Source organism: Streptomyces sp. NPDC002795, assembly GCF_042888725.1.
Classification (GTDB): domain Bacteria; phylum Actinomycetota; class Actinomycetes; order Streptomycetales; family Streptomycetaceae; genus Streptomyces.
In genome coordinates, this window is record NZ_JBIAQB010000012.1 from 177,221 (window position 1) to 194,168 (window position 16,948).

A 16,948-nucleotide genomic window follows, 5' to 3' on the forward strand; every position below is an offset into this window, starting at 1 on the left:
TGCTTCATTTGCGCGTACTGCGCCGATTCTCCGTCAGATCATGCCGGACGCTCGTCCTCGCCGCCTGCCCCGGCCGCCACTTGCGCAAGCCTTCGTTGTTCCGCGGCCTTCCGCTCGTACATCTCGGCCATCCGAAGGTGGTACTCCGGATCGCCCACCTCGTAGATGTCCGGTATCCCGGAAAGGTCCTCGTCGCGCTCCTCGGCCTCCCACAGGGCCCGGTACTTGGCGTTCCGGATCTTCAGCAGCACGCTGGAGATCACCGCTGCGATCAGCGAGCCCATCAGCACGGACGCCTTGATCTCGTCCGTCAGCAACGGGTCGTCGGTGAAGGCCAGTTCCCCGATGAGCAGCGAGACCGTGAAGCCGATGCCGGCGAGCGAGGCCACCGCGAACACATCGGGCCAGGCCAGTTCGTCGGAGAGCGAGGCCTTGGTGAACCGGGCGGTCAGCCACGTACCGCCGAAGATTCCGAGGGCCTTGCCGAGGACGAGACCGAGCACCACGCCCAAGGTCTCCGGCTTGGTGAACACGTCGCCCAGGGCCCCGCCCGACACCGCGACACCGGCGCTGAACAGCGCGAACAGCGGCACCGCGAGCCCCGCGGAGAGCGGCCGCACCAGGTGCTCGATGTGCTCGCCGGGCGAGCGCTCCTCGCCCTCCTCCCGGTGGCAGCGCAGCATCAGGCCCATGGCGACACCGGCGATGGTGGCGTGGACGCCGCTGTTGTACATCAGCCCCCAGATGACCAGGGTGAGCGGTACGTAGATGTACCAGCCGCGCACCCGCTTCTTGAGCAGCAGCCAGAAGACGGCGAGGCCGAGGAACGCGCCGCCGAGCGCGGCGAAGTTCAGGTCGTCGGTGAAGAAGACCGCGATGATCAGGATCGCGAAGAGGTCGTCGACGACCGCGAGGGTCAGCAGGAACGCGCGCAGGGCGCTCGGCAGCGAGGTGCCGATGACGGCGAGGACGGCGAGCGCGAAGGCGATGTCGGTGGCCGTCGGCACGGCCCAGCCAGCCATCGAGCCGCCGCCGATCGCGTTGACGACCACGTAGACGAGCGCCGGCATCGCCATGCCGCAGAGGGCGGCGACGACCGGCAGCGCGGCGGCCTTGGGATCGCGCAGATCACCCGCGACGAGCTCGCGCTTGAGTTCGATGCCGGCGACGAAGAAGAAGACGGCGAGCAGCCCGTCGGCGGCCCAGTGCTCGATGGAGAGGTCGAGGCCGAGTGCCCCGGGCCCCAGATGGAAGTCGCTGACGGCCTCGTAGCTGTGGTGCAGGGCCGGGATGTTGGACCAGACGAGGGCGGTGATCGCGGCGACGAGGAGCAGGACACCGCCGACGGTCTCGGTGCGCAGCGCGTCGGCGACGAAGGTCCGCTCGGGCAGCGAGAGTCGGCCGAACGCCTTGCGGCCGGGCTTGTTATGGGGCGCGCTCACGGGTGAGACCTCCGGTCGGGTACGGCTGACTACGTTGCCGACCAGACTTCCCGGCGCACCTGTTGGATCTCTGTCGCGTCGTTGACGCGACTTTTACCCTACAGGGTGCCCCGGCCTACTTGGTGATCATCACCTTACGTACGAAACGGGCACCCGGCGCGCTCGCCGGATGCCCGTCCCCGTGGGTTCGTACGCGGATCAGTCCTCGCTGGACGCCGACGGCAGCTCCGCCTGGATCAGGTCCATCACGGAGGAGTCGGCGAGCGTCGTGACGTCGCCCACCGCCCGGTTCTCCGCGACGTCGCGCAGCAGGCGGCGCATGATCTTGCCGGAGCGCGTCTTGGGCAGCTCGGCGACCGGCAGGACGCGCTTGGGCTTGGCGATCGGGCCGAGGGCGGTGCCCACGTGGTTGCGGAGGTCCGCCACCAGCGACTCGTCGTCGGCGTTCGCGGTGCCGCGCAGGATCACGAAGGCGACGATCGACTGGCCCGTCGTCGCGTCGGCGGCGCCGACCACGGCGGCCTCGGCGACGGCCGGGTGCGAGACGAGCGCCGACTCGACCTCGGTGGTCGAGATGTTGTGCCCGGAGACGAGCATGACGTCGTCGACCCGGCCGAGCAGCCAGATGTCGCCGTCCTCGTCCTTCTTGGCACCGTCACCGGCGAAGTACTTGCCCTCGAAGCGGGACCAGTACGTGTCGATGAACCGCTGGTCGTCGCCCCAGATGGTGCGCAGCATCGACGGCCACGGCTCGGTGAGGGCGAGATAGCCGCCCCCGCCGTTCGGCACCTCGTTCGCCTCGTCGTCGAGGACGGTCGCGGAGATGCCCGGCAGCGCGCGCTGGGCGGAGCCCGGCTTCGTCTCGGTGACGCCCGGCAGCGGCGAGATCATGATCGCGCCGGTCTCGGTCTGCCACCAGGTGTCCACGACGGGGCACTTGTCGGCGCCGAAGTGCTTCCGGTACCAGATCCAGGCCTCGGGGTTGATCGGCTCGCCCACGGAACCGAGCACCCGCAGGCTGCTCAGGTCGAACTTCGCGGGGATCTCGTCGCCCCACTTCATGAACGTACGGATCAGGGTGGGCGCCGTGTAGAGGATCGTGACGCCGTACTTCTGCACGATCTCGGAGATGCGGCCCTGGTGCGGGGTGTCAGGCGTGCCCTCGTAGATGACCTGCGTCGCGCCGTTCGAGAGCGGCCCGTAGGTGATGTACGAGTGGCCCGTGACCCAGCCGATGTCGGCCGTGCACCAGTAGACGTCCGTCTCCGGCTTGAGGTCGAAGACGGCGTGGTGCGTGTAGCTGGCCTGCGTCAGGTAGCCGCCGGAGGTGTGCAGGATGCCCTTGGGCTTACCCGTCGTACCCGACGTGTACAGGATGAACAGCGGCTGCTCGGCGTCGAAGGCCTGCGGCGCGTGCTCGGTGGACTGGCGGCCGACGGTCTCGTGCCACCACAGGTCGCGGCCCTCGGTCCACGCCACGTCCTGCTTCGTGCGCTGCACGACGAGGACCTTCTCGACGGATACGCGGGTCAGCGCCTCGTCGACCGCGGGCTTGAGCGCGGACGGCTTGCCGCGCCGGTAGCCGCCGTCGGAGGTGATGACGACCTTGGCGTCGGCGTCCTCGATGCGCTTGGCGATGGCGTCGGCCGAGAAACCGCCGAAGACCACGGAGTGCGCGGCGCCGACGCGCGCGCAGGCGAGCATCGAGATGACCGCTTCCGGGATCATCGGCAGATAGACGGCGACCCGGTCGCCGGCCTGAACTCCCAGCTCGGTCAGGGCGTTCGCGGCCCGGCTGACCTCGTCCTTGAGCTCGGCGTAGGTGATCGCGCGGCTGTCGCCGGGCTCGCCCTCGAAGTGGATCGCGACGCGGTCGCCGTTTCCTGCTTCTACGTGGCGGTCGACGCAGTTGTACGCGACGTTGAGCTTGCCGTCCTTGAACCACTTGGCGAACGGAGGGTTCGTCCAGTCGAGGGTCTCGGTCGGCTCGGTGGCCCAGGTCAGGCGGCGGGCCTGCTCGGCCCAGAAACCGAGCCGGTCAGCCTTGGCCTGCTCGTACGCCTCGGCCGTGACGTTGGCGTTCGCGGCCAGGTCAGCGGGCGGCGCGAAGCGTCGCTCCTCCGTAAGAAGGTTGGCCAGGCTTTCGTTGCTCACGACGCTTCTCCCATGCAGTGTTTGTGTCGGAGGCGACCGTTGTGTCCCAGGCCACAGCTCATCAGACCGCGACCCCTGGTGACAAGGGGGGTCCGCGAATTGGTTTAGACCTGTACGCGTAGGGCTCCCGACCAGGTCGGGGGCCCTACGGTCTCATCTGTTGCACGGAGGCGGGAGTGGGTTGGTTCAGGCCCGCGTGGCGCTGCCTTCGTCGAGGCTGCCGTCGAGGGCGGTGGCCGCGACCTGTCCGAAGACCGGGTCGGTCTCCGCGAGCAGATACGCCTGCGCCTCCCCGACGTGGAAGTACATGCCGTGCAGTTCGAGCGCGCCCCGCTCCAGGGCGCGCGCCACGCACTCGTGCTTCCGCAGGTGCTCCAACTGCTGGACGACATTGGTCAGGCAGAGCTGCTCGACCGCGTCGGCGGGCGCCCGCCCCGCGAGCCGCGCCCACGGCAGCCCCATGTCGGACAGCCGCTCCAGGCTCGGCATCCCGTGCCGCAGCCAGCGCTTGAGCGGGGTGAGCGCCCCATGGCCGCTCGGCGGGCTGCTCAACAGCGCCTGCATCGCCCCGCATCCGGAGTGCCCGCACACGGTGATCGACTGCACCTGGAGCACGTCCACGGCGTACTCGATCGCGGCCGCCACCGAGTCGTCCCCGCTCTCGGCACCGGGCAGGGGCACGAGGTTGCCCACATTCCGTACGACGAAGAGATCACCGGGACCGCTCGACGTGATCATCGATGTGACGAGCCGGGAGTCGGCGCACGTCAGGAACAGCTGCGTGGGTTTCTGCCCCTCGCGCGCGAGCCGCGCCAGCTCCTCGCGCACCAGCGGCGCCGTATTGCGCTGGAACGCGCTGATCCCGCTGGCCAGTTGATGCCCGCCGGCCCGCCGCGGCCGGGCGGCCTCGGGCGCTGCCCGGTCGCGGTCGCGGTCGTGGTCGTGGTCGTGCGAGGGTCGGTCGCAGTGGTGGTTGCGCCACGGCGTCCAGGGCCGGCAGCAGGTATGGCTCGCGCGCGCGGGTTCGGCGATCCGGGCCCCTCCCCGCCCGGCCACCTCGACCTTGCCGCCCTGCGTGGTGTGCGACTTCTGCCAGTCCTGCAACGCCTCGTACGCGGCGTGGTCCATGAAGGACCCGTCCAGCTCCACGACACAGCCCGCTCCGTGCGGCACCTGGTGCAGGGTCCGGCTGAGCCGGGGCACCGCGAGGAACGTCAACTGCCCACGTACGCGCACGTGGTGGACGCCGCGGGAATCCACCTCGTGCGTGATGCGGGTGCGCGCGAGGCGGTGCAGCGCGACGCCGACGGCCACCGCGACGCCGAGTCCTACGCCTTCGAGCACGCCGAAGACGACGACGCCGAGGGTGGTGACCGCGTAGACCAGGACCTCACGGTGGCGGGTGACCGTGCGGATGTGGTTCAGGGACACCATCTGGATGCCGACCGCCATCACCAGGGCGGCGAGCGCGGCGAGCGGGATCAGCTCCAGGACGGGCACCAGGAGCAGTGTGGCGGCTACTACCCAAACGCCGTGCAGCATCGAGGAGTTCCCGCTCACGGCGCCCGCCTTCACGTTCGCCGTACTGCGCACCGCGACGCCGGCGACGGGCAGCCCGCCGAGCGAGCCGGAGACGATGTTCGACGCGCCCTGCGCGAGCAGCTCCCGGTCCAGGTTCGAGCGGCGCGTCGCGGGCGGCAGGTCCGAGCGCTTGGCGGTCATCTTGTCCACGGCGACCGCCCCGAGCAGCGACTGCACGCTGCACACGAGCGTGGTCGTCAGGACCGCGGCGACGATGCCGAGCACGGGCCCGTCCGGCAGCCCGGCGAGCGCGTGGCTGCTCCAGGAGGGCAGATCGACCTCGGGCAGGCTGAGCCCGAGCAGCGCGGCGGTCACGCTCGCGGCGGTCACGGCGATGAGCGCGGCCGGCACCTTGCGCGCGAAGCGGCCGATCCGCCCCGGGATGCGGGGCCAGGCGAGCAGCACGGTGAGTGTGAGCGCGCTGACGCCCAGGGTGGCGGGCTGGGCGTCAACCAACTGCCTCGGCAGCGAAGCCAAGTTGGCGAGCACCGAGCTGTCGGGGCTGCCGCCGAGCACGATGTGCAGCTGGGCGACGGCGATGGTGACACCGATACCGGCGAGCATGCCGTGGACGACGGCGGGGCTGACGGCGAGGGCGGTGCGGGCCACTCGTAGGCAGCCGAGGCCCAGTTGGGCGATTCCGGCGAGGACGGTGATGGCGCAGGTGGTCCGCCATCCGTAGCGCTGGATCAGCTCGGCTGTGACGACGGTGAGGCCCGCGGCGGGCCCGCTGACCTGGAGCGGCGCTCCGCCGATGCAGCCGGCGACGATGCCGCCGACAGCGGCGGCGACGAGCCCCGACTCCAGGGGTGCGCCGGTCGCGAGGGCGATGCCCAGGGAGAGCGGCAGGGCGATGAGGAAGACCGCGACGGACGCGGAGAGGTCGGCTCCTGCGATGCGGAAGCGGCGGGGCGGGGGTGGTGGGCTGTGCGCGGTACGGGCGGAGCCCGAGGGCCCTCCCGTCCGGTCGGAGTCGCTGGCGTGGGTGGATACGCAGGCTGACATGGTTTCCCGTCTCCTCCGGGGTGCAGCGCGGTCGCGGAATGTGGGGTGACCCCTTGCGGTGGGCGGGGTCGATCGCGGCCGTGGTTCACGGCGTGCAGCGGCGGGATGAAAGCAACGCTCAGTAGCGGTCGGTAAATGAATCGTAATGCAGAGTAAAGGTTGTGGACGGATTAAAGGGGCAAATGGGTCAACGGTTCACGCTCAGTAGTGAATAAGAATCCTGGTCGGCTTGTCGGACTATCTCCGTTCGGCTCTCGTGCCACGGTGTCGGCGATGTCCGTGCATAACGGGCGTTTCTCGCATTCCACCGCCACACAAGCCGACTCCAGGAAGAAGGTGGGCGGAAGATGGCCGCCACCCACAGGACTGCCGCCAAGCGGCTCGCCGCGGGCATCACCGCCGTCGCGGCGTGCGCCGCGGCACTCGCCGGATGCGCCACCGGGGAAACCGGCGGATCCGGCGAGCACCGCACCGAGAAGACCAAGCCCCGTCAGGGCGCCCCCGGCCCGAAGCAGGCCAAGCCGGGCAGCGCGATCAAGCTGATCGGCGACGGTTCGACCGCGTACACCGGGCGGCAGCCGAACCTGCCACGGGCCGAGCGCCTCAGACCGGGGCAGAAGCCGCCGCAGTTCGTGGTCTTCTCCTGGGACGGCGCGGGCGAGGACAGCCAGAAGCTGTTCTCGCACTTCCGTAAGGTCGCGAAGGAGAACAACGCGACCATGACGTACTTCCTGAGCGGCGTGTACCTGCTGCCGCAGGACAAGGCCGACAAGTACCACGCGCCGCAGCACTCGGCCGGCCGTTCGGACATCGGCTTCAACGACGCCAAGGGAATCAAGGACACCGTCGAGCAACTGCGCGGCGCCTGGCTCGAGGGCAACGAGATCGGCACCCACTTCAACGGCCACTTCTGCGGCAAGAGCGGCGGGGTCGGCCAGTGGTCGGTGGCCGAGTGGAAGAGCGAGATCCAGCAGGCCAAGTCGTTCGTGAAGGGCTGGAAGACGAACGCGGGCCTGAACCGGTCCGCGCCGCTGCCCTTCGACTACGACAAGGAGCTCATCGGCGCCCGCACCCCCTGCCTCGAGGGCAAGGACAACTTCACGCGCGCCGCGAGCGAGGTCGGCTTCCGCTACGACACCAGCGGCGTCAACGACCAGGTCTGGCCCAAGAAGAAGAACGGCCTGTGGGACCTGTCGATGCAGCTCGTCCCGTTCAAGGGCCACTCCTACGAGCAGCTGACCATGGACTACAACTTCATGGTCAACCAGTCCGGCACGGCGACCCAGGGCGACCCCTCGAAGCGCGAGTACTGGGGTGACCAGATGCGCGACAGCCTGCTCGCGGGCTTCGACCGCGCCTACAAGGGCAACCGCGCGCCGCTCGTCATCGGCAACCACTTCGAGTCCTGGAACGGCGGGACCTACATGCGCGCCGTCGAGGAGACGGTCGAGCGGGTCTGCAAGAAGCCCGACGTCCGCTGTGTCTCCTTCCGGCAGCTCGCCGACTGGCTCGACGCCCAGGACCCGAAGGTCCTGAAGAAGCTCGGGGGCCTCGGTGTGGGCGAGGGGCCGAAGCAGGGCTGGGAGTCCTACCTCGGCGGCAAGCGGGCTCCGGCCCCGAAGGGGGTGCCGGGAGCCCCGGCCACCAAGTCGTAGCCACCGCGCTGCCGTTGCTCAGGCAGTCGCCGCGACGCTCTCGCGAAGTACGAAGCTGGGGTCGACCTGCGCCGCCAGGTCGGCCCCTGTCTTCTCGTTGCCCCAGCTCTGGGCGTTCTTCAGATGGAAGTGCACCATCTGCCGCGTGTACCGCTCCCAGTCGCGGACCTCGTACGTGGCGTCGGCCGCGTCCTGAAGTGCTTGCAGGGAAGCCTTGTTGGGAGCTTCCAGGAGCTCGAAGCGCGGCGGGCGCCCCTTCTCCATGGCGCGCACCCAGTCCGAGTGTCCGACGGTGACGAGCAGGTCCTCGCCGACCTCGGAGCGCAGGAACTCCAGGTCGTCCGCGTCCCGCACCTTGTTGCCCACCACCTTCAGGTCGATGCCGAAGTCCCGCGCGTACTCCTTGTACTGGCGGTAGACCGAGACACCCTTGCGGGTCGGCTCGGCGACCAGGAACGTCATGTCGAAGCGGGTGAACATGCCCGAGGCGAAGGAGTCGGAGCCCGCGGTCATGTCGACCACGACGTACTCACCCCGGCCGTCGACGAGGTGGTTCAGGCACAGCTCCACCGCTCCGGTCTTGGAGTGGTAGCAGGCGACACCGAGGTCGGCCTCGGTGAAGGGTCCGGTGACCATCAAACGCACGGCGTGGCCGTCGAGTTCCACATCGCGGGCGCAGGCGTCGTACACCGGATTGTTCTCGCGCACCCTGAGCAGTCGCGAGCCCTCGCCGGGCGGCGTGGTCTTGATCATCGTGTCGGCCGAGGCGATCCGCGCGTTCGAGCCGCGCAGATAGTCCTTGATCAGGGGCAGCCGGGCCCCCAGCGCGGGCAGCTCGCCCGCGGCGCCCTCGTCGAGCCCGAGCGCGGCCCCGAGGTGCTGATTGATGTCTGCGTCGACGGCGATGACCGGGGAGCCGGTGCCGGCGAGGTGGCGGATGAACAGGGAGGACAGCGTGGTCTTGCCACTGCCGCCCTTCCCGACGAAAGCGATCTTCATGTTCACAAAGGGTATCGGTATGGTCGCCGTCCGTGTCGATGTCGCGTGAAGAAGACCACTCCTTCGTGGGGCGGCGCCGCGTGGCCCGTAGGGTCGTACTCATGAGTACGACAGCCGACCCCCTCGCCGCCCTGGCCGACCTGCCGGGCGTGGCCGACTCAGTGGACTCCGTGCGCAAGGCTGTGGACCGGGTCTACGGGCACCGGGTCATGCGGCGTCGCAGCAACGAGATCACGTCCGAGGCCGCACTGCGCGGCGCGCGTGGCAGCGCGGCGCTCTCCGGCGCTGACTGGCCGCTCGAAGAGGTGCGCAGGCGCACCGACTTCAGCGGCGGCGACGGCGACAAGGAGGCGCCCACGGTCGGCGCGGCCCTGCGGCTGACCGCCGAGGCGGGTCAGCTTCTCTCCATCTGGCGGCAGTCGCCCCTGCGGGTGCTCGCGCGCCTCCACCTGGTCGCGGCGGCCGACAAGAGTGACGCGGTGGGCCGGCCGCGGCTCGCGGGCGAGACGGTCGACGAGCCGCTCGTCGAACTCCCGGTGCCGGACGCCGAGGAGGTGGCGGGCCGCCTGGAGGGGCTCTCGCAGCTGATCATCGCCGAGAGCGCGGCCCCGGCCCTGGTGAACGCCGCCATCGTGCACGGCGAGCTGCTCGCCCTGCGCCCCTTCGGCTCGGACAACGGCCTGGTCGCGCGCGCCGCCGAGCGCATCGTTCTGGTGGGCAGCGGCCTCGACCCGAAGTCCGTCTGCCCGGCGGAGCTGGGCCACGCCGAACTGGGGCGCGCGGCCTACGCGGCCGCACTCGACGGTTACGTCTCCGGTACGCCGGAGGGGATGGCGGCCTGGATCACCCACTGCGGCAAGGCGATCGAGTTGGGTGCCAGGGAGTCGACGGCCGTCTGTGAGGCGCTGCAGCGGGGCGCCGCGTAGCGGGAAAAGGCCGGGAAAAAGAGGTGCGGCGGTACGAGTGCTCGTACCGCCGCTGGCATGTCCACTGGGTTACCAAGCGTCCTCGAGATATTGCCCATCAGGTCGGGTTCTTTGCCCGTCGCCTGGTGCGGCTGGCCCGTAATCGACGGGTCGACGTCGCGTGGGTGCCCGGTGTTCATGCATCGGTCCGTGGGGCCTGATTGCGGTTAAAGGTGTTCCTCTCGGATGTCCTTGGTCTCGCGGGCCGTTGAATCCTTTGTACTCCTCCGCCAGGGCAAGCGGAAGCCCTGGCCACACTTCTTTACTTTTAGGTTCAAATAGGGCGAACCGGCGGCATCAGCGGCATCACTGGACGCCTGACGTCGCGCGCCGCCGGCTCGCGTACCAGACCAGGCCGGCCGTGACCGCCGCCGCGCCGACCCCGGCCGCCGCGAGCAGCGCGGGGCGCGAGGGCGTGGACAGGTGAGGCAGGCGCTGCTTGAGCCGGACCGGCTGGTGGAAGTCGAGGATCGGCCACCCGCGCGCGAGGGCCTCGCGGCGCAGCGCCCGGTCCGGGTTGACGGCGTGCGGATGCCCGACCGAGCTGAGCATCGGCAGGTCCGTCGCCGAGTCGCTGTACGCGTGGCAGCGCGCGAGGTCGTACCCCTCGGAGCGCGCCAGTTCCTTGATGGCCTCCGCCTTCGTGGGCCCGTACGCGTAGTACTCCACCTCGCCCGTGAAGCAGCCGTCGTCGCCCACGACCATGCGAGTGGCGACCACCCGGTCCGCACCGAGGAGCTCGCCGATCGGCTCGACGACCTCGGCGCCGGATGTGGAGACGATGACCACATCGCGTCCGGCGGTGTGGTGTTCCTCGATGAGGGACGCCGCCTCGTCGTAGATGATCGGGTCGATCAGATCGTGCAGGGTCTCGGCGACGATCTCCTTCACCTGCCGCACGTTCCAGCCGCGGCAGAGCGCCGAGAGGTACTCGCGCATCCGCTCCATCTGATCGTGGTCGGCGCCGCCGGCGAGGAAGACGAACTGGGCGTACGCGGTGCGCAGTACGGCCCTCCGGTTGATCAGACCGCCTTGGTAGAACGACTTGCTGAAGGTAAGTGTGCTCGACTTAGCGATGACCGTCTTGTCCAGGTCAAAGAACGCTGCTGTACGGGGCGCGGAGTGAGGCAAGGAGTGGTTTTCCACGAGGCCGAGCATAGGCGCCAACCATTCGGCGTAAGCTGTGGCGCGTGGGTTTGCTTGAGAAGCCTCTCGGGTACACCATGGAAGTCACGGATCGTTCGCGACCGTGCGTACCCGGTCTGGCTCCTCCCCCCCCGAGTCGGACCGTGGAGGACGACCCCCGCTCTCCCCCCCGGCGGGGGTCGTCGCATGTCCGGACCCGTTTTCGGGTCCTTTTTTCATGCCCGGACGGCGGGTTCTCGCAGGCTCGCGCACTGCGGGCGGCGCGCTGAAGGTTCCTCACGCTGTGTGACCGTGACGCTGCTCTGTGGACAGTTTCATGCCTAGTTCAAGGTGTCACCGGTATGGGTGACTGGGATATTCACAAGCCTTCTCGTGTCCACAGTTATTGACCAAGATCCCCACGTTTTCCGGGATCGCTGCACGGTGATTCCGCACGCGAAGTTCGGATCCGTGTTCATGGCCGGTTTGTTATGGCCGAGCCGTGGTGGACGGGCGGTATTCGGCGCCTTGGACACCTCCGACTTCACGTGCGGAACGGATCGTCCGCATGGGCGGGCGAGCGCGGCGAGAGGGGGACCGGACCATGGCGGAAGTCATCGAGTGCGAAGCGCGGGACGTGCGACGCGCCCCGTTGATCGTGACGGAGGACGTGGACCTGCTGGACGACCTGCTGCGTCTGTGCGCGGCGGCGGGCGTGCGGCCCGAGGTCGGGCACGGGGCGCCGGCGGGCAGAGAGGGCTGGGGAGGCTGGGAATCGGCGCCGCTCGTGCTGGTCGGAGACGATGCCGCGCGGCGGCTGCGCGGGGTGTCCCGACGGCGTGGAGTGATCTTGGTTGGGCGTGATCAGGACGATTCCGGGGTGTGGCGGCGGGCCGTGGAGATCGGCGCCGACCATGTCCTTGTCCTGCCGGACGGCGAGCAGTGGCTGATGGACCGGATCGCCGATGTCGTCGAGGGAGTGGGGCGGCCCGCCCTGACCGTCGGGGTGCTCGGCGGACGCGGCGGGGCCGGAGCCTCCACGCTCGCCTGCGCGCTGGCCGTGGCGTCCGCACGGTCGGGACGGCGCACGCTCCTCGTCGACGCGGACCCGCTCGGCGGTGGGCTCGACGTGCTGCTCGGCGGCGAGGCGGTGGACGGACTGCGCTGGCCGGCCTTCGCCGAGTCGCGGGGCCGGGTCGGCAGCACGGCCCTGGAGGAGTCGCTGCCCCGGCTGCACGATCTGCGGGTGCTCAGCTGGGACCGCGGCGATCTTGCGACGGTGCCCTCTGAGGCGGTGCGGGCCGTGCTCGCGGCCGGGCGGCGCAGGGGTGGCGTCGTCGTGGTGGACCTGCCGCGCCGGGTCGACGCCGGATCCGTCGAGGCCCTGGCACAGCTCGACCTGGGGCTGCTCGTGGTGCCACCGGAGCTGCGGGCCGTCGCGGCGGCCCGCCGGATGGCGGGAGCGGCGGGGATGGTGCTGCGGGACCTGCGGGTGGTGACGGCGCCCGCGGGCGGCGCGGGAGGCCTCGCGGCGGACGAGGTGGCGCGGCTCGTCGGACTGCCGTTCGCCGGTGAACTGCCCGCGGACGCCGGGGTGGTGAAGAGCGGGCCGCTGGTGCGGTTCTGCGGCGCGTTCTGGGAGCGGATGCCGGTGGCGGCGGTGGAGGGGGATGCGGCGTGAATCGGGAGGGCGAGTGGCCCGGCGCGGTCGGGCGGCCTGGGGAGAGCGCGGTGGCGGCCGGAGCGGTCGGCGTGTGGACGGTCGAGCAGAGGGTGCGAGGAGGGGTGTCATGAGTGCGGTGGTCGGGGCGCGCATGCTGGACGGCGTACGGCAGTGGCTGGCCGAGAACGGGTCGGAGGCGACGCCCGCGCGCGTGGCCGAGGCGCTGCGGGCGCAGGGCAGGATCCTGGGCGACGCCGAAGTGCTGGGCGCGGCGGGACGGTTGAGGTCGGAGCTGGTGGGCGCGGGGCCGTTGGAGGCACTGCTCGCCGACCCTTCGGTGACGGACGTCCTGGTGTCGGCGCCGGACAAGGTGTGGGTCGACCGGGGAGGCGGCCTGGAACGGGCCGACGTGGCCTTCGAAAGCGCCGCCGACGTACGGCGGCTGGCGCAGCGGCTCGCTGCCGTCGTGGGGCGCCGCCTGGACGACGCGCGGCCGTGGGTGGACGCCCGGCTGCCCGACGGGACCCGGCTGCACGCGGTGCTGCCACCGATCGCGGCGGGCTGCACCTGCCTGTCCCTGCGGGTCGTGCGGCCCCGGGCGTTCACCCTGGAGGAACTGACGGCGGCGGGGACGGTGCCGCCGGGCGGCGACCGGGTGCTGCGGGCGTTGCTCGACGCGCGCCTGTCCTTCCTGATCAGCGGTGGTACGGGCACCGGCAAGACGACGCTGCTGAGCGCGCTGCTCGGCCTGGTGGGGCCGGGGGAGCGGATCGTCCTGGCCGAGGACTCCGCCGAGCTGAGGCCGGACCACCCCCACGTCGTACGGCTCGAATCGCGCCCCGCCAACCAGGAGGGCGCGGGGGCCGTGGGCCTCGACGACCTGGTCCGGCAGGCGCTGCGGATGCGGCCCGACCGGCTGGTGGTGGGCGAGGTGCGCGGCGCCGAGGTGGTCTCGCTCCTGGCCGCCCTGAATACGGGCCACGAGGGCGGTTCAGGGACGGTCCACGCCAACGCGGCGAGCGATGTCCCGGTGCGGCTCGAGGCGCTGGGGACGGCGGCGGGGCTCGACCGGGCGGCGCTGCACAGCCAGTTGGCGGCGGCGGTCTCCGTGGTGCTGCATCTCGTACGGGACCGGGGCGGGCGGCGGCGTATCGCCCAGGTCCAGGTGCTGGAGCGGGACGCGGAGGGCTGGGTGCGGGCGGTACCGGCGCTGGAGTGGGGCGAGCGGGGGTTTGTGGAGGGGGCGGGGTGGGCGCGGCTCGGTGGGTTGTTGGGGGTGCGGTTGGGGTGAGTGGGCCGGCCCGCGCGGCGTCGGACGTGGGGCCTGGGAGAAGGCGCGTGGTCGGTGGATTCGGCAGAGCCGGTGGAGAGGGGTGCGTGGGCTGTGGGTGGTGGGGTCTTGGGCGGTGGTTCCGGTGTGGTGGTGGCCGCGTTGGGGGCGGTGGTCGTGATGCGGGCGGTGCGGGTACGGGAGTTGGAGGTGCGGCGGGCTCGGAGTGTGTTGGGGGTGGGGGCGGACCTCGGGGTGTTGTCCCGGTGGCTGGGCCTGGGGGAGCGGTGGTGGGCGTGGGTACGCGCGCGACCCGAATGGTGGTGCGCGGTGGGCGGGGTGGTGGTCGGGGTCGCCGGAGCCTCGGTGCTGCCGGTCGTCCTCGCGGTGTGTGCCGTGCCGGGAGTGGGGCGGCTCCGCGCGGCCGGGGCGGCGCGGCGGGGGAAGGAGCGGCGAGGGGAGGCGGTGATCCGGCTGTGCGGGCTGTTGGCGGGTGAGGTGCGGGCAGGCCGGCAGCCGGGGGATGCGCTGGTGGTGGCGGTGCGGGGGTCCGAGGCGTTGACCGGTGCGGGGAGCGCGGCCGTGGTGGCGGCGGCCCGGTTCGGCGGGGAGGTGCCCGGGGCCCTGAGAGCGGCGGCGCGGGAGCCGGGGGCCGAGGGGTTGAACGGGCTGGCGGCGTGCTGGCGGGTGGCGGTGGACCGGGGTGCCGGGCTCGCGTCCGGTCTCGAACGGCTCGCGGACGCGCTGCGTGCGGAGCGGGATCAACGGGCCGACTTCAGAGCCCAGTTGGCGGGCCCCTTGTCGACCACGGTGCTGCTCGCCGGGCTGCCCGTGTTCGCGCTGTTGCTCGGGGCGGGCATGGGGGCGCGGCCCCTGCGGGTGCTGCTGCACACGTGGCCGGGGATCGGCTGCCTGGTGGTGGGTGGGGCGTTGGAAGCCGCCGGGTTGTGGTGGGCGATGCGGATCGTGCGAGGGGCGGAGGGGTGAGGAGCCATGGACGTTGTCCACAGGCTGGGGGCGGTGCTGTGCGCCGCGGTGATGGTGATGTGGCTGGTGTGGGAGGTCGCGGAGCGGAGGGCCGAGCGGGCGTTGCGGCGGCGGGTGCGGGTCGTGCTCGAGGTGGCCGCGGCGGAGTCGGTGCGGCGGGCCGTGGTGCTGCCGGCCGGGGTGCGGCGGTGGGTGCCGGTCGCGGGGGCGGTGTGTGCCGGGTTCGTGCTGGTGGGCGGGGCGGCCGGGGCCGTGGTCGGGGTGGTCTGCGGGATGGGGGTGTGGCGCTGGTGGCGCGGCCGGGAGGAGGGGGCGAGAGCCGGGATGGGGGTGGGTGCGAGGGGTGTCGCCGTACGTCAACTGCCATTGGCCTGCGACCTGTTGGCGTCATGTCTCGCGGCGGGTGCGGGGCCGGTGGAGGCGGCGCGGGCCGTCGGTGAGGCGCTGGGCGGACCCGTCGGGCGGGGGCTTGAGCGGGGCGCGGCGCAGGTGCGGCTCGGCGGTGAACTCGGTGTGGCGTGGCGGGAGTTGTCGGCGGTGCCGGGCGCCGATGGGCTGGTCCGGCTGTTGGAGCGGGCGGGTGAGTCCGGGGCTCCTGCGGCGGCGCCGGTGGCGCGGTTCGCCGCGGAGTGCCGGGCCGAGCGGGGACGTCGGGCGACGACGGTGGCACGCCGGGCCGCGGTGGCGATCACGGCGCCGGTGGGCCTGTGTTTCCTCCCCGCGTTCTTGGTGGTCGGGGTGGTGCCGGTGGTGATCGGACTGGGAGGCGGGGTGCTGGGAGGGAGTTGAGCGGCGGGCTTCGGAAGGCAGAACAGGGTGACCTATCAAGGGAGTTGGCATGAGTGGGATGCGTGTGGGGCGGGCCTGGTGCGAGTGGCTGCGCGGAGGCGTTCGTCGATGGGCGCGGTCGGTGCGGTCCGGCGGGCGGGACGCCGGGATGGTCAGTGCCGAGTACGCGGTGGGGCTGATCGCGGCGGTGGGCTTCGCCGGGGTGCTGTACCAGGTGGTGACGAGCGACGTGGTGCAGTCGGCGTTGCAGTCCTTGGTGGCGAAGGCGCTCCATGGCTCGTTCTGAGCCCCGACGTGGGCGGGGGCGCGATGCGGGGTTTGTGACGGCGGAGGCGGCCGTGGTGCTGCCGGTGCTCGTGGCGTTCACGATGGCGCTGGTCTGGGTGGTGCTCGCGGCGTCGGCGCAGATCAGGTGCGTGGACGCCGCGCGGGCCGGGGCCAGGGCGGTGGCCCGGCAGGAGCCCAGGGGCGCCGCGGTGGCGGCGGCGCGGGAGGCCGCGCCGCCGGGTGCGCGGGTCGCGGTGGGCCGGGAGGGCGATCTGGTGCGGGTGACGGTGCGGGCGAGATCCGTGGGGCCGGGAGCGCTCGGGGTGGAGCTGAGCGCGCAGGCGGTGGCGGCGGCGGAGGAAGCGGTGGCGGGGACATGAGGGCGAGAGGGGGTGACCGCGGGTCGGCGACCGTGTGGGTCGCGATGGCGATGGCCGCGGTGGGGGTGGTGTTCGGGGCGGTGCTGGCCATGGGGCAGGCGGTCGAGGCACGGCACCGTGCGGGCTCGGCGGCCGACCTGGCGGCGCTCGCCGCGGCGGACCACTGGACGGAGGGGAGAGCGAAGGCGTGCGCGCTGGCGGCACGGGTGGCGCGGGCGCAGGAGGCGGGGGTGGTGCGGTGCGCGGTGCGCGGGGAGGTGTCGGATGTGACCGCGGTAGCGGGGCACGGGGCATTCCGCTCGGAGGTCCGGGCACGGGCGGGCCCTCAGTCAAGTCCCGCTCTTGGACGAGAGCCCGCGGGGTCCGGGGCGAAGCCCCGAGGCGTGCTCGGAGATCCGGGCACGGGCGGGCCCACAGCCAAGCCCCGCCGGCGTTTGAGGCGCGGGGTCCGGGGCGAAGCCCCGAGGCGTGCTCGGAGGTCCGGGTACGGGCGGGCCCTCAATCAAGTCCCGCTCTTGGACGAGAGCCCGCGGGGTCCGGGGCGAAGCCCCGAGGGGTGCTCGGAGGTCCGGGTACGGGCGGGCCCTCGATCAAGCCCCGCCGGCGTTTGAGGCGTGGGGTCCGGGGCGGAGCCCCGAGGCGTAGGGACGGAAGGCCGAAACGGAA

Annotated in this window: 14 protein-coding genes; 9 read left to right on the forward strand and 5 right to left on the reverse strand. The window is 71.7% G+C overall.

Annotation, left to right across the window (positions count from 1 at the left end; all coding sequences use genetic code 11):
* Positions 1-38: 38 nt before the first annotated feature.
* The 3 genes from nhaA to ACFYWS_RS32140 all read right to left on the reverse strand — a co-directional run bounded on the left by nhaA (position 39) and on the right by ACFYWS_RS32140 (position 6,182).
* Positions 39-1,442 carry a Na+/H+ antiporter NhaA gene (gene nhaA / locus ACFYWS_RS32130; RefSeq protein ID WP_389282301.1) on the reverse strand — a complete coding sequence of 468 codons (1,404 nt, stop codon included), beginning with the start codon at positions 1,440-1,442 and terminating at the stop codon, positions 39-41.
* A 198-nt stretch (positions 1,443-1,640) separates the two neighbouring features.
* A complete protein-coding gene (gene acs, locus ACFYWS_RS32135) occupies positions 1,641-3,596 on the reverse strand; it encodes an acetate--CoA ligase (protein ID WP_389282302.1) in 1,956 nt (651 codons plus the stop codon).
* Positions 3,597-3,782: 186 nt separating this feature from the next.
* Complete coding sequence (locus ACFYWS_RS32140; protein WP_389282304.1) at positions 3,783-6,182, reverse strand: SulP family inorganic anion transporter; 2,400 nt, start codon at positions 6,180-6,182, stop codon at positions 3,783-3,785.
* A 347-nt stretch (positions 6,183-6,529) separates the two neighbouring features.
* Here ACFYWS_RS32140 and ACFYWS_RS32145 point away from each other — a divergent pair, with 347 nt between their 5' ends.
* The gene (locus ACFYWS_RS32145; RefSeq protein WP_389282306.1) at positions 6,530-7,837 is read left to right on the forward strand and encodes a hypothetical protein; all 1,308 of its coding nucleotides are present in this window, start codon (positions 6,530-6,532) and stop codon (positions 7,835-7,837) included.
* Positions 7,838-7,855: 18 nt separating this feature from the next.
* Here ACFYWS_RS32145 and ACFYWS_RS32150 read toward each other — a convergent pair whose 3' ends face one another.
* Complete coding sequence (locus ACFYWS_RS32150) at positions 7,856-8,836, reverse strand: ATP-binding protein (protein WP_389282308.1); 981 nt, start codon at positions 8,834-8,836, stop codon at positions 7,856-7,858.
* A 101-nt stretch (positions 8,837-8,937) separates the two neighbouring features.
* On the opposite strand from ACFYWS_RS32150, the gene ACFYWS_RS32155 reads away from it, so the two are divergent.
* Positions 8,938-9,762 carry an oxidoreductase gene (locus ACFYWS_RS32155; protein WP_389282310.1) on the forward strand — a complete coding sequence of 275 codons (825 nt, stop codon included), beginning with the start codon at positions 8,938-8,940 and terminating at the stop codon, positions 9,760-9,762.
* A 345-nt stretch (positions 9,763-10,107) separates the two neighbouring features.
* On the opposite strand, the gene ACFYWS_RS32160 is transcribed toward ACFYWS_RS32155, so the two are convergent.
* A complete protein-coding gene (locus ACFYWS_RS32160; RefSeq protein WP_389282312.1) occupies positions 10,108-10,959 on the reverse strand; it encodes an HAD family hydrolase in 852 nt (283 codons plus the stop codon).
* A gap of 571 nt (positions 10,960-11,530) precedes the next feature.
* Here ACFYWS_RS32160 and ssd point away from each other — a divergent pair.
* The 7 genes from ssd (at position 11,531) to ACFYWS_RS32195 (ending at position 16,893) form a co-directional block, all read left to right on the forward strand.
* Complete coding sequence (gene ssd, locus ACFYWS_RS32165) at positions 11,531-12,607, forward strand: septum site-determining protein Ssd (protein ID WP_389282313.1); 1,077 nt, start codon at positions 11,531-11,533, stop codon at positions 12,605-12,607.
* 109 nt (positions 12,608-12,716) lie between these two features.
* Complete coding sequence (locus ACFYWS_RS32170; protein ID WP_389282314.1) at positions 12,717-13,880, forward strand: TadA family conjugal transfer-associated ATPase; 1,164 nt, start codon at positions 12,717-12,719, stop codon at positions 13,878-13,880.
* A 108-nt stretch (positions 13,881-13,988) separates the two neighbouring features.
* On the forward strand, positions 13,989-14,846 hold the full coding sequence (locus tag ACFYWS_RS32175; RefSeq protein ID WP_389282315.1) for a type II secretion system F family protein: 858 nt from the start codon (positions 13,989-13,991) through the stop codon (positions 14,844-14,846).
* 6 nt (positions 14,847-14,852) lie between these two features.
* Positions 14,853-15,635 (forward strand): type II secretion system F family protein, encoded by a 783-nt coding sequence (locus ACFYWS_RS32180; protein WP_389282317.1) that lies wholly within the window; start codon positions 14,853-14,855, stop codon positions 15,633-15,635.
* Between the two features lie 49 nt (positions 15,636-15,684).
* Positions 15,685-15,921, forward strand: a complete 237-nt coding sequence (locus ACFYWS_RS32185) for a DUF4244 domain-containing protein (RefSeq protein ID WP_389282318.1) — start codon at positions 15,685-15,687, stop codon at positions 15,919-15,921.
* Positions 15,908-16,282, forward strand: a complete 375-nt coding sequence (locus ACFYWS_RS32190) for a TadE family type IV pilus minor pilin (protein WP_389282320.1) — start codon at positions 15,908-15,910, stop codon at positions 16,280-16,282. Before ACFYWS_RS32185 ends, ACFYWS_RS32190 begins: the two co-directional genes overlap by 14 nt.
* 50 nt (positions 16,283-16,332) lie before the next feature.
* On the forward strand, positions 16,333-16,893 hold the full coding sequence (locus ACFYWS_RS32195; protein ID WP_389282454.1) for an Rv3654c family TadE-like protein: 561 nt from the start codon (positions 16,333-16,335) through the stop codon (positions 16,891-16,893).
* The last annotated feature ends 55 nt before the right edge of the window (positions 16,894-16,948 follow it).